18 protein-coding genes are annotated in these 12,758 nt (G+C 43.3%); all 18 read left to right on the top strand.

The genetic code is table 11. The features are described 5' to 3' along the window. Positions 1 to 92 precede the first annotated feature (92 nt). The 18 genes from NFR88_RS01385 (at position 93) to NFR88_RS01300 (ending at position 12,758) form a co-directional block, all read left to right on the top strand. Entirely contained in the window at positions 93 to 398 is a 306-nt protein-coding gene (locus NFR88_RS01385; protein WP_251612936.1) for an HNH endonuclease, read from the top strand. 101 nt (positions 399 to 499) lie between these two features. After that, positions 500 to 910, top strand: coding sequence for a P27 family phage terminase small subunit (locus tag NFR88_RS01380; RefSeq protein WP_251612933.1), 411 nt, complete (start codon positions 500 to 502; stop codon positions 908 to 910). After that, positions 907 to 2,607 (top strand): terminase large subunit, encoded by a 1,701-nt coding sequence (locus NFR88_RS01375; protein ID WP_251612931.1) that lies wholly within the window; start codon positions 907 to 909, stop codon positions 2,605 to 2,607. Before NFR88_RS01380 ends, NFR88_RS01375 begins: the two co-directional genes overlap by 4 nt. An 8-nt stretch (positions 2,608 to 2,615) precedes the next feature. Further along, on the top strand, positions 2,616 to 3,902 hold the full coding sequence (locus NFR88_RS01370; protein ID WP_251612928.1) for a phage portal protein: 1,287 nt from the start codon (positions 2,616 to 2,618) through the stop codon (positions 3,900 to 3,902). Then, the gene (locus NFR88_RS01365; RefSeq protein WP_251612925.1) at positions 3,877 to 4,614 is read left to right on the top strand and encodes a head maturation protease, ClpP-related; all 738 of its coding nucleotides are present in this window, start codon (positions 3,877 to 3,879) and stop codon (positions 4,612 to 4,614) included. The genes NFR88_RS01370 and NFR88_RS01365 overlap by 26 nt, the downstream gene beginning before the upstream one ends. After that, positions 4,604 to 5,851, top strand: coding sequence for a phage major capsid protein (locus NFR88_RS01360; RefSeq protein WP_251612922.1), 1,248 nt, complete (start codon positions 4,604 to 4,606; stop codon positions 5,849 to 5,851). Before NFR88_RS01365 ends, NFR88_RS01360 begins: the two co-directional genes overlap by 11 nt. Positions 5,852 to 5,875: 24 nt before the next feature. Then, the gene (locus tag NFR88_RS01355; protein ID WP_251612919.1) at positions 5,876 to 6,190 is read left to right on the top strand and encodes a head-tail connector protein; all 315 of its coding nucleotides are present in this window, start codon (positions 5,876 to 5,878) and stop codon (positions 6,188 to 6,190) included. Beyond that, positions 6,190 to 6,534 (top strand): head-tail adaptor protein, encoded by a 345-nt coding sequence (locus NFR88_RS01350; RefSeq protein ID WP_251612916.1) that lies wholly within the window; start codon positions 6,190 to 6,192, stop codon positions 6,532 to 6,534. The genes NFR88_RS01355 and NFR88_RS01350 overlap by 1 nt, the downstream gene beginning before the upstream one ends. Next, a complete protein-coding gene (locus NFR88_RS01345) occupies positions 6,534 to 6,977 on the top strand; it encodes an HK97 gp10 family phage protein (protein WP_251612913.1) in 444 nt (147 codons plus the stop codon). Before NFR88_RS01350 ends, NFR88_RS01345 begins: the two co-directional genes overlap by 1 nt. Continuing rightward, the gene (locus tag NFR88_RS01340; protein ID WP_251612910.1) at positions 6,974 to 7,399 is read left to right on the top strand and encodes a phage tail terminator family protein; all 426 of its coding nucleotides are present in this window, start codon (positions 6,974 to 6,976) and stop codon (positions 7,397 to 7,399) included. The genes NFR88_RS01345 and NFR88_RS01340 overlap by 4 nt, the downstream gene beginning before the upstream one ends. A 1-nt stretch (position 7,400) precedes the next feature. After that, the gene (locus tag NFR88_RS01335) at positions 7,401 to 8,450 is read left to right on the top strand and encodes a phage tail sheath C-terminal domain-containing protein (protein ID WP_251612907.1); all 1,050 of its coding nucleotides are present in this window, start codon (positions 7,401 to 7,403) and stop codon (positions 8,448 to 8,450) included. 14 nt (positions 8,451 to 8,464) lie between these two features. Then, positions 8,465 to 8,896: a phage tail tube protein gene (locus tag NFR88_RS01330; RefSeq protein ID WP_251612904.1), complete on the top strand. Its 432-nt coding sequence runs from the start codon at positions 8,465 to 8,467 to the stop codon at positions 8,894 to 8,896. 12 nt (positions 8,897 to 8,908) lie between these two features. Beyond that, positions 8,909 to 9,307 carry a hypothetical protein gene (locus NFR88_RS01325; RefSeq protein ID WP_251612901.1) on the top strand — a complete coding sequence of 133 codons (399 nt, stop codon included), beginning with the start codon at positions 8,909 to 8,911 and terminating at the stop codon, positions 9,305 to 9,307. Between the two features lie 23 nt (positions 9,308 to 9,330). Beyond that, entirely contained in the window at positions 9,331 to 9,477 is a 147-nt protein-coding gene (locus NFR88_RS01320; RefSeq protein WP_251612898.1) for a hypothetical protein, read from the top strand. Next, the gene (locus NFR88_RS01315) at positions 9,478 to 11,082 is read left to right on the top strand and encodes a phage tail tape measure protein (RefSeq protein ID WP_251612894.1); all 1,605 of its coding nucleotides are present in this window, start codon (positions 9,478 to 9,480) and stop codon (positions 11,080 to 11,082) included. Positions 11,083 to 11,147: 65 nt separating this feature from the next. Next, positions 11,148 to 11,504: a hypothetical protein gene (locus tag NFR88_RS01310; RefSeq protein WP_251612889.1), complete on the top strand. Its 357-nt coding sequence runs from the start codon at positions 11,148 to 11,150 to the stop codon at positions 11,502 to 11,504. Next, positions 11,504 to 12,472 (top strand): XkdQ/YqbQ family protein, encoded by a 969-nt coding sequence (locus NFR88_RS01305; RefSeq protein ID WP_251612885.1) that lies wholly within the window; start codon positions 11,504 to 11,506, stop codon positions 12,470 to 12,472. Before NFR88_RS01310 ends, NFR88_RS01305 begins: the two co-directional genes overlap by 1 nt. Before the next feature lies 1 nt (position 12,473). Continuing rightward, positions 12,474 to 12,758: a hypothetical protein gene (locus tag NFR88_RS01300; RefSeq protein ID WP_251612882.1), complete on the top strand. Its 285-nt coding sequence runs from the start codon at positions 12,474 to 12,476 to the stop codon at positions 12,756 to 12,758.

The raw sequence follows: 12,758 nt of genomic DNA, 5'->3' as shown, positions 1-12,758 counted from the left end.
ATGATATAGTTAAACTGGAAAAAGAAACAGAGTAAACAAGAGAGACATCGTTATGGTGTCTCTTTTACTATGCAAATAAACAGGAGAAAAAAGTGGCAAAGGAATTTACGGAGAGTTTCTATAAATCTCCAGCATGGAGAAAAAGCAGAGCGACGTTTCTGGCTTCAAAGTTCTACGTGTGCGAACGCTGCCAAAACAGAAACGGAATAGGCAACATTGCGCACCATAAAGAATACCTTACGCCGAACAACATTGACGATGTACGAGTAACCTTAGCTTGGGATAACCTTGAATGCTTGTGTCAGGTGTGCCACAACAAAGAACATCATCGTGAAAAGGAAGAGGTAACCAGAGAAGGCTTTGCATTCGGAGAGGACGGTCAGTTAATCGAGATTTGATAGTCCCCCCTGAAAATATGACGGGGTAGGAAAAAGTGGTGACCGATTAGCCACCCACAAAAAACACACAAGCCGCGCGCGCAAGGGGGGTGTGGTAGAAAATGGAAGATAAAACAGACAAAGAAAAAAAAAAAGAAAGGCGCATCAAGAAAGAGATTGCGAAGTTAAAGAAAAACTGGATTAAAAAAGGCGAAAAACCAGATGATCTTACAAAAAAACTGCTGGAATTTTGTATGCCGATTATTCAAAACCTTGCTTTCATGACTGTGACATTAGAAGACCTGAAGGAGGAAATCAACAGGGATGGATGCACCGTTGAATACAAGAACGGCGAAAACCAATATGGCACGAAAAAGAACCCAGCGGTTGAAACATATAACACCATGATTAAGAATTATACAGTGCTGTACAAGCAGCTCTTTGACATGATACCAAAGCCGGAGGCATACGAAAAAGACCGTGAAGAGGATGACGGGTTTGGCGATTTCGTGAGGGAGCGCGATGACACATGAGCAATCGCGCAAGAAGGCGAAAGTATGATTTGACCCATAATCCGATTAGAGACTATATCATGGCAATTGAGCGGGGCGAGGTTACAAGCCAAAAAGTTTATAAGGTGTACAAAGAGCAAATCCGGCTAATCGATGATCCTGACAGCGAATGGGAATACAGCCCTAAGCGGGCAAATCATGCAATAGAGTTCATCGAAAACTACTGCAGACATTCAAAGGGAAAAATGGGCGGAAAGCGTCTGAACTTAGAACTATGGGAAAAGGCTTTGATTGCGGCGGCTTTTGGGATTGTGCATAAAATCACAGGGCTGAGGAAATACCATCAGGTTATGCTGGTTGTTGGAAGAAAAAACGGTAAATCAACGCTGGCGGCGGCAGTCGGGTTATATTTACAAGTAGCAGACGGGGAACTGGGCGCAGAAGTGTACGCCTGCGCAACGAAAAAAGACCAGGCGAAAATCATATGGCTGGAAGCAAAGAAGATGGTTAAGAAATCACCGTCGCTATTACGCAGGATTAAACCGAAAGTTGCAGAGCTGGAAGCGGAGTTTAACGACAGCTATTTCAGACCACTGGGAAGTGATTCGGACACGCTGGACGGGCTCAACGTACATGGTGGGCTCCTAGATGAAATACACGCCTGGAAGACCAAAGAACTTTACGATGTCATTGTAGACGGCACATCAGCAAGAGAAGAGCCGATGATATTTATCACAACGACGGCGGGAACCATCAGAGAATCAATCTATGACATTTTATATGACGAAGCCGTCATGTTGATTAATGGATACGGAAGCAAAGAAGGCTACAGGGACGAAACTTTCCTGCCGATTATCTATGAACTTGACGCAAGAGACGAATGGGTTGATGAAGCCTGCTGGCAAAAGGCGAATCCTGGACTGGGAACAATTAAGAACAAAGCGAATCTGAAAGGAAAGGTTGACAAAGCGAAGGAAAACGGATTACTTGTAAAAAACCTTCTATGTAAAGATTTTTGCATCAGGGAAACGAGCACAGAAGCTTGGCTAAGTTTCGAAGAACTGAACAATGAAGCTAGATTTGATGTCAGAGCACTGAACCCAAGGTACGGAATCGGCGGCGTAGATTTATCGTCAACAACAGACTTAACGGCGGCGAAGATGATCTTCAAAGTGCCGGGCGATCCGCACATCTATGTACTGTCAAAGTACTGGCTGCCAGAGGAACTCTTAGAACAGCGAGTTGAAGAGGATAAAATACCATATGACTTGTGGCGTGATCAGGGATATCTTGATGTTGTGCCGGGAAATAAAATACACCCGCGCTGCGTTACAGAATGGTTTGTCAGCATAAACGAAGAACTGGACATTTACCCGTACTATATCGGCTATGATGCATGGGCGGCGGAGTACTGGGTGGAAGAAATGAGTGAAACCTTCGGAAAAGAAAATATGATTGCGGTGCATCAGGGCAAAAAGACTTTGTCAACGCCGATGCACAGATTAAAAGCAGATCTGGCGGCAAAGATGATTGTGTATAACAATAACCCGATTGATAAATGGTGTCTTTCAAATACGGCGGTAGACATTGACAAGAATGGAAACGTTCAGCCGCACAAGGGGAAGAACCAGCGGAGAAGAATTGACGGAGCCGCTGCACTGCTGGACGCTTACACAGTCTTATATAACTACGAAGCTGACTATGAGGCGGTATACTAGGAGGAATGATGAATCTTTGGAATAAATTTAAAAACACGGCGAAAGAAAGCAAGAATACCTTCAAGTTGGTAAGCGTACCGACAGAAGGATATTACAGATATGACGGCAAGGTGTACAATTCCGATATTGTACGCAGCTGCCTTAGACCGTATGTAAAAGCTTTGGGAAAAACCGTGGCGAAGCATATCGTTGAAAGCGTGCAGGAAGACGGAACAAAAAAGATAGAGGTGAACCCCAAACCATATATCAGGTTTTTGTTGGAAGAGCCGAACCCATATATGACATTCCAGAAGCTGATCGAAAAACTTGCGATTAGTTTGAAATTAAACGGGAATGCCTTTGCGCTGTTAGTCAGAGACGAGGCGGGGCTTGTCAGAGAGATTTACCCGATACCGGCAACCGGTGCACAGTCTGTATGGCTTGATAATGGAGAACTCGGAATCAGGTTTTTTTTATCGAACGGAAAAATGCCAGTGTTTAGGTATTCAGATTTGATACACCTTAGAGGCGATTTCAACGAGCATGACATCTTTGGCGATTCTATCATGGCTGCGCTGGAGCCTCTAATGGAAGTTATTTACGCCTCCGACAGAGGACTTGTGAATGCAATAAAAAACTCCGGGATTATCAGATGGATACTGCAAATTACGCAGGGCAAAAGAGCAGAAGACATTAAAGCTTACGCAAAAGAATTTGCAGCAAATTATCTTGACATCGAATCAGCGGGGAGCATCGGAGTAGCAGCTATTGACAGCAAAGCAACACTAAAGCAGGTAGATCCAAAGGACTACGTACCAAACGCAGCGATCACGGACAGAAATACCCGTAGAGTGTACGCTATCATGAATACCAACGAAAAGATTGTGCAGTCGATGAACACGGAAGATGAGTGGAACGCATATTTTGAGGCGGAAATCGAACCGGAAATCAAACAGCTGCAAGACGAATTTACAAGAAAGCTATTTAGCCGAAGGGAACGCGGTTGCGGAAATAGGATTGTGTTTGAAGCATACAACCTGACGCACGCGTCATTCAGTACAAAAATGCAGCTGCAGCAGATGGTTGACCGGGGAGCGCTTACGCCAAACGAATGGAGAGAAGTGTTCAACTTGGCGCCAGTGGACGGCGGTGATCAGCCAATCAGAAGACTTGATACCGCTGTAGTAAATCAGATTCGTAATCTCACAAACAAGATTACAGGGAAAAACGCTGAAAATGATGCAGAGTTAATAGCCTGTATCAAGATGCTTATTGAAGGGAGAGAGGAACGTGGCAAAAACGGAACTGAAAGATAACTTGAAGAACCTGCTGGAAATCAAGAACGTAACAGATGAAGAGGCAGATTTATTTCTGTATGGGGACATAGTATCTAGCTGGTGGGGCGCATGGGACAATACGGACCAGTATCCAGATTCCGTGAAAAAATTTTTAGAAGGCGCCGCAGGAAAAAATATAAATGTGCATATCAATTCTGGCGGCGGTTCCGTCTTTGCAGGGATAACCATCTACAATATGCTGAAACATTTCAATGGAATGGTAACGGTATATGTGGACGGAATAGCGGCATCTATTGCTAGTGTGATTGCAATGGCAGGAGACAGAATCATCCTGAGAACCGGCGCAAGCTTAATGGTACACAAACCGCTAGTAGGACTTTGCGGTGGCTACAATGCGGATGAGATGAGACAGATGGCCACGCAGCTGGATGAGATCCAGAAGTGCATCATGCAGGTTTACAAAGAAAAAAGAGCTGATGGCGTAAGGCTTGAAGAAATTGAAGAGGCAGTCAACAAAGAAACCTGGCTGACTAGTGATGCCGCTGCGGAAATGTTTGACGTAGAAATAGAAACGTCGCTGCAGGCTGTAGCGTGTGAAAGTGAATATATTGCCAAATTTTTAGAATGTCCGCCGCAGTACGCACAGGACAAAAAGAACTTGGCTGATATAGAAAAAATTAAAGCAGAATATGAAATTTTAAGTTTAGGAGGACTAAAAAATGACTTATAAAGAGTACGTTGAAAACAGAAACAAGTTAATGCAGGAAGCAAAAAATCTGATGAACGAAGGAAAAATCGAAGAATTCAAGGCAAAGAAAGAAGAAGTTGAAGCTTTAGATAAGAAGTGGGAAGAAACGGCAGAGGCAAGAGCAAACCTTGAAGCCTTGGAAAACGCAGGACCGAAAGTAGGGATGCAGATTATCGACGTAGCAGGTAACGCACAGACAGGGCAGGAGAAAAAAGAAGATATCTTTGACACTGCGGAGTATCGGGATTCCTTCATGGAATATATTTGCCGAGGAACAAAGATTCCGGAAAAATATCGCAATGAAGCCCAGAAGACAACTGCCGCAGATGGAAGCACGGTAATTCCGACAACGATTGTAAGGGAAATCATCAAAGAATTGAAATCCTACGGAAATATCTATGCGAAAGTCAGAAAGCTTAACGTGCAGGGCGGCGTCGAATTCCCGATTCTGACATTAAAACCGACTGCAACATGGATTGGAGAAGGCGCAAGCGAAAGCAAGAAGATTAAAGCTGACGAAAAGGTTTCCTTTAGCTACTATGGGTTAGAATGCAAGATTGCACAGTCTCTGCTTGCTTCGATCGTAACCTTCGAAGAATTCCAGTCAGAATTTGTTTCTCTGGCAACGGAGGCGATTATTATCGCATTAGAAAATGCAGTGATCAACGGAACCGGAACCGGGCAGCCGCTGGGAATCTTAAAAGATACCAGAATCAAAAGTACAAATGTGATCCAGATGACAGAGAAGGAATTAGGAGACTGGAAAGCATGGAAGAAAAAAGTATTTGCCAAGATGAAAAAGGCATACAGAAACGGTGAATTCTTCATGGCGCAGTCTTCTTTTGACGGATATATCGATGCAATGACAGATGCAAACGGTCAGCCGATTGGAAGGGTAAACTACGGCATTGATGGCGGAGAAACCTACAGATTCGGAGGGAAGACCGTTGAAACGGTTGAAGAGGATATTTTACCGGATTTCGGTGCGGCAGAAGTTGGAGACGTCGTAGCGGTGTTTACAAAGTTGTCTGACTATGCAATTAACAGCAATATGCAGATGACGTCTGTTAAATGGATTGACCACGACACCAACGAAGTAAAGAACAAAGTAATTGTGATTGCTGATGGAAAGCTGTTAGACCCGAACGGAACTTTAATCATCAAGAAGAAAGCTAGTACAACAACACCTTCACAGAATCCGGAAAATCAACCTGAATAATCTAAACACCAAAGGAGCAGATAGATGAACCAGAATATGCAGGAGCAGTTAAAGGAATACATCAAATACAGCGGCGATGACGAAACTGTCATCGCCCTGTGCAATGCGGCTATAGAAAAGGCAGAAAGTGAGACAGGAAAGCGTTTTGCACTGAAGGAGGACGGAGAACCAGAATCTGATTTATATTGGCTGGCTGTCAAAATGATGACAGCGCATTGGTATGACAATCGCGGCATTGCATCAGATAAGCCACAGACGGATATACCGATGTCAGCCGGCATGATTTTAGACCATATCGCCCTGTGCGGCATATACCCAAAATACGAGGAGACAGAGTGATGAACATAGGAAAGCTTGACAGCAAAATAAAAATTTATAAGCAGACGATTGGAACAAATGAGCTTGGAGAGCAGCAGCCGGAGGAAACGTTATTAAAAACCATTTGGGCAGCAGTATCACCAAGAACCGGCTCTATGATGAACGGCAGAGCAGCAGATGTAATGCTGTCAAAAACAACGCATTGTATCGCAATCAGAGCAGAAGAAGCGTCAGACATTACCGTGGATTGCCTAATTAGATGGAACGACCTGAACGAAAAAGAACACTTGTTTGATGTTGATTATGTACTCCCACCAACGAGAAAGAGCAGATTCACAGAAGTTTACGTACAGGAGGTAGTTTGATGGCAAGCGCAGGTCTCGAAACCGTCGGAATTGCAGAACTGGAAAGAGACATGGCGGATCTTATCAGGCGCTTTCCGGCAGAAAAAAAGAAGTTCATGCGAAAGCAGGGGCAAGAAATGAAAAAAGTTGGGAAATCCTATGCAAAAAGAGTGCTGCACAAGAGAACAGGCAACTTGCTTCGAGGGATGACGCTGACAAGACCTTGGGACAAAGGAGATGAAACCGGTATTGCGATGAAGTTTAAAGCGCCTGCTTATCACGGGCACCTTATAGAGCTGGGACACAAACAGGTTGGCCATAGGCCGGACTATGTGCAGTCCGGTGAAATAAAGGGCTACAGCGTTCTTGTTCGGGCAAAATATCTTTTCTCACAGCAGTTCATGAAAAATGTCGATGACGCGCTGATTGGATTCATTGTGGAGAAGCTGGAGGGTAAAAAGTGAAGAATATAAAAGACGTAGCAAGGGCTGTAAATCGAGAGCTTGCAGGCACTTTTCCGGGCGTCGAGATAAAATCCACAGACATAGATAAAAACGTGAAAAAACCGTGTTTTTTTACAGAATATGACCTTGCAAGAGACGGTACGCCGGATTTTATCCATGATTACGGAAAGGTGACAATATTTTACTTTCCGAGTGACAGCAGGAAAAATCGTCTGGAATTAATGGAGACACAAAACAAACTTGCGGAAACGTTTTTCTGCAGGTTAAAAGTGGATGAGTCGTTTTATATTCCAATTGATGAGTTGGAATTTGACGTTTCAAATGACGTCTTGACACTGGAATTTGAGGTTGAAATGTACCAGAGACCAGAGGAAGAACCGGGAATCATGATGGAAGAAATCAGCATAAATGAGGAGGTTTAAAATGGGAAAACCAAATATTATAGTCGAATTCAAAGAAAAGGCAAACAGTGCAATGCAGAGAAGTGAAAGAGGCGTCGTGTGCCTTGTTTTGTCAGATCAGACGAAAACGGATCGTCTGACAACATATAAAACGCTGGCGGACGTCATGGAAGAGGATTGGACGCCGGAAAATCTGCAGATCATCCGGGAGACGCTGGCGGACGGTGCAAACAAGTTGCATGTTGTAAGACTTGGAGAAGGCGAAACCTTTGCGGATGCAAAAGGAACATTGGACAGCCTGAAAATTAACTGGATTACACACGTTGCAAGCACGCAGACTGACATTGTGAACTACGTGAAAGCCAGAAATACAGCAGGAGGCGCAACAGCAATCAAAGCGGTGGTATTCGATCAGGCGGCGAATGACAGACACATTGTGAATTTTACGAACGAAACAGTAGTAAAAGCTGACGGAACAGAGACAGCAGGATATAAATATCTTGGACGAATTGCAGGAATGCTGGCGGCCCTACCGCTGAACCGAAGTGCAACATATTATACCTTTAACGATTTAAAAAAGGCAGTAGAGCCGGAAGATGTAGATGAAGCTGTAGAAGGTGGCGAATTTGTATTATTTAACGATTACGGATCCGTAAAAGTTGCCAGAGCTGTGAATTCTGCGATGACAGTCGAAAGTGAGGAATTAAAGAAAATCACCATTGTAGAGGGAATGGATCTAATGAAAGAAGATATCACGGAAACATTCAAGAATCAGTATGTAGGCAGATTTAAAAATGATTTAGACAACCAGATGCTGTTTGTAGCGGCCGTTAATACATATTTTAGACAGCTTGCAGCGGATGAAGTGCTAAATCCGGATTTTGATAATCTTGCGGAAATCGATCTAGAAAGACAAAGAAAGGCGCTTGTGGCGGCTGGAAAACTGGAAGCGGCAGACTGGGACGATGAGACGGTAAAAAAGAATCCATGTGGCACATATGTGTACGTAAAAGCAAATGTACAGCTGCTTGATGCCATTGAAGATTTGGCATTTGATATCTATTTGGCGTAAGAGGAGGGTGAAACATGTTCAGAAAACCAAATGTAAATGAAATCATAAACGGAACCTTTGGAAAGGTTTTTATCAACGGTAATAAGCTTGCAAATATTAAAAGTTTTGAAGCAAAATTGACCTTTGAGTATGAAGAGGTCGATTTAGCAGAAGATCCGGGAAAGCACATGCGATATATGGGCTACAGCGGTGAAGGAACTATGACGCTGCACAAAGTGGATTCTGGAATTTTAAACCTGATTAAAGATGATATTAAAGCAGGGAAAATGCCGGAAATCATGATTGTAGGCTCCGTATCTGATCCGTCGGCGCTAGGAACGGAGCGGATACAGCTCAACGGCGTAACGCTGGATGAAATCACGCTTCTAAAGTTTGAACTGAAAACGCTGGGAGAGGAAGAAGTACCCTTCAAATTCTCAGATTTCGTGCCGCTTGAAACGATTTAAGGAGAGAAGAGGATGGCGAGAAAAAAAGAAGTTAAGAAAGCGACGCTCGAATCCTTAATTGAAAGAGCGCAGCAGAGAAAAGAAGCGAAAGCAGATTATAAGGAATATTTCTGCGAAACAATTGGGGAAACCCTGTTAATTAAAAAGCTCCCACTAACTAGAATCTGCGAAATTCTGGACATGTATGAGACGGACACGATGAAAGAAGCAATGGAACTAAACAGTCAGGTAATTTATGAATCTGTGCCGCTTCTGCAGAAAAGAGAACTGCAGGACGCGTATGAATGCATTGAACCATACGACATTGTAGTGAAGTTGCTCGATGAAAATATGGGGGAAATAGAAAAACTTTGCAAAACAATTCTTGCAGGATATGGAATGGCAGAGTTGGCAGATGATATAAAAAACTGATGCAGCAGGAGGCGGAGGCACAGATGATAGGCTTCTACCTTCTGCGAGGACACACTTTAAATGAACTGCTCAGCTTGTCGACTGTAGAGAAAGCGGTATTTATGGCAGCAATGGCGCAGCATAATGAAGAAAGACAGCAACTCACAAAAGCATTACAGGTGGTGAATTAAATGGCAAAAAAAGCTTCGGTAGTTTTGACGTTAAAAGACAATTTCACGAATCCGCTTAAAAAGGCGCAAACTGGCACAAAAAAATTCGGCAGTGAGACGAAGCTTGCCAAATATAATGTGCAGAAATTTTCATCAGAGATGAAAGAGAATTTTGTGAAGGTAGCGAAGCGGGCGGCTGTTGCAATTGGAACTGTTAAAGTCGCACAGTTTGCAAAAAATATGGTGGACGCAACAACGAAACAAGCAGATACCGTAGATAAAATGTCCCAGAAAATAGGAATTAGCAGAAAGGCATATCAGGAACTTGATTTTGTTACATCGCAATGCGGAGCATCGATTACGAGCATGAAAGCTGGCATGAAGACTTTGACGAACAACATGCAAAGCGCTGCTGACGGATCGGACGCGGCACAGGAAATGTTTGACAAATTAGGACTATCAATTTACGATTCAAACGGAAATTTGAAATCTCAGGAAAAAATGATGTGGGAATCTTTTTCTGCGCTGCAGGGAATGTCAAATCAGACAGAAAAGGCAGCTCTTGCAGTAGATTTATTTGGAGGACGCGTAGGATCTGATTTGATGCCTATGCTAAATGGTGCAGCTGGAAGTATTGAAGAAATGAGAAAAAAGGCAAATGATTTAGGCTTAATCATGGAGGACAGCACTGTGGACAGTGGCGTTGCACTGACCGACACATTAGACCAGTTGGACCGTTCTGCAAATGGTGTGAAATATACCATAGCAGGCGCATTGCTTCCGCATATACAGAAGTTTGGTGATTGGGTAGTAAAACATATGCCGCAGATTAAGTCATATGCGGAGATTGGGGCAAATAAGATAACGCAAGGCTTCAAGCTGGTTGGAAAAGGCGCGAAATGGGCGAAAGACAATATGAATTGGCTGAAACCTGTTGCAATCGGCTTGTTTTCCGCCTTTGCGGCATACAAAACGATTAACAAAGCATACAACGCATTTACTCAAATCAGAAGCGCAATCAAGATTTGCAAAACTGCTTTCGGCGGACTGAACCTTGCGACCATGGGATGGATTGGGATAATCGTTGCAGTTATCGCAATCATTGTACTTGTGGTGAAGAACTGGAAAACTGTAGTCGCATGGCTGAAAAAACTGAAAGACAGATTCATGAATGCAGGAGGAGCAATTGGAGTATTTAGAGACGGAATCTTTACTGTAGTGGCTGCGTTTAAAGCGGTAATTGGAACTGTAAAGAAAGTTATAGGCAAAGTGAAGGAATTCCTTGGGCTCAATACGGACAAAACTATCAATGTTAAAACCGTGGAAGAGGGACTGGACGCAGGTGCAAAGGCGATGCAGGGTGCGCCAGTACCAAAACATGCGACTGGAACAACGTATTTCAAAGGCGGTTTGACTGGATTTTCGGAAAGCGGGCGCGCCGAAGAAGCGATTTTTCCATCAGGTACCAGAATTATACCTGCAGACAAAGCGGGAAAAGGAACGCAAGGGAAAATCGTAAATGTATACCTGACAGTGCAGGGGAATGTGATAGGTAATGAAAAGTACATGGAAGAAACCGGAAACTACATTGCCAGGAAAATTATAGCAGCAGAGGGGAACATCTAATGCGAGTAACAATAAGCATAAATAACAATAAAAAAATAATGGTCCTTCCGTTCGTTACAACAAATATGTTGAAAATCGGTTATGGAAGTTCCAGCAACGAAAACAAAGAGTCGGTCAAGTATTCGGCGATTAAGGTTCTGGGCGCTGAACCGCTGGCAACGGTAAGTATAACGTCCTTTTTCCCGAAAGGCAGACTTTCGTATGCAGAGGCAGATTCAAAGATTGATCCGATGACATATGTTCGTTTTTTTAGGGACAACCGGAAAAAGCGAAAACCCATGAGGGTGGTAATCACTCGGAAAAACGGAAAAGAAGTATTCAACAGATTGATGGCGCTGGAAACATTCGAAATCACGGAAATAGACAAGGCAGGAAATTTTCACTACGATTTGGAATTTGAACAATACAGAATGGTGAGATAATGGCTTATTCAATAAAAAGAATTAGAGACGGAAAAGCTGAGTACGTAACAAAAAGGACTGGGAACCTGAGTTGGTCGGATTCTATGGACTCGTTAGGGCTAGAATTCAGCTTAACAGTCCCGTATTCGTATTTTGACAAAAATTTTAAGGTAAAACTCAAAGTCGGAGATATCATCGTAGTATACAGCAGTAAGAAAGAAGTTTTTCGTGGAGTCATAACCGAGACTCCGATAAATGGAGACGAATACAAAGGATATGACTTCGCATGGTACCTGAACAAGTCGGAAACAATCATACAGTTTAAAAAACTGGCTGCAGACAAAGCAATCAGACAGATTTGCAAAAAGTATGAAGTTCCGATTGCAGAACTTCCAAAGATGCCCACAGCCATTAGTAAGTTATATAAAGACGAGACCGTGTCAGACATCATGAAAGACATATTGTCAAAAGTGAGAAAAGAAACCGGTCAGGGCTATCGCATGGAAATGAGGCGCGGAAAACTGTATGTAGTCAAAACTGGATACATCAAGATAAAGCCTACATACAAAGACAGGACTGGAAAAGAATTGTCGTGCACAAAAGCCTGCAGCATATCAGGACAGAGATCTATAGAAGATCTAAAAAATTATATAGTTGTTGCGGGTACCGATGAAGATAAGCAGCAAATTAAGGCAATTGCGAAAAGCGATAAGTCAATAAAAAAGTATGGATTGCTCAGCGCCGTGGAAACGAAAGACAAGTTGAATGCAGCGAAGGCGAGAAATATTGCGAAAAATCAGCTGGCGAAACTGAACAAGGTGGCGGTGGGTTTTACGGCAGAAATGCCGGGAAATAACGCCGTTAGACCAGGGCGAAAGATATATTTCAACCGCCCGGAGGTGGGCGTCAAGGGCTGGTACAAGGTAAAATCCTGCACGCATACTGTAAACAATGGAATACACTGGGTAAGTTGTGAAATGGAGGCGTAAGATGGGTTGGGAACATGAAATCGCGCAGCGTATCAAAAACAGTGGAAGAGCGGCGAAAGAAAAAGCCGTTGAAGAGGCGAGCGCATACATAGGAACAATCATTTCGGTATCACCGCTGAAGATTTCAGCAATGGAAGGAAATGCAACCTATGAAGAAGATGAGATTATACAGAGCAGAACCTTTCAAAAATATGCTGACGCAATAAAGAAAGCAGGAGCGGAAGTAATTTTTCTTCCTGTGGGAGATATAAACACAATTGCGATTATTGATATAGTGGGAGGATAG

This window comes from Senimuribacter intestinalis (genome assembly GCF_943192965.1).
Classification (GTDB): Bacteria; Bacillota; Clostridia; order Peptostreptococcales; family Anaerovoracaceae; genus Senimuribacter; species Senimuribacter intestinalis.
Note: the sequence above shows the minus strand (reverse complement) of the source record. Positions and strands in the feature narration are given on the sequence as shown.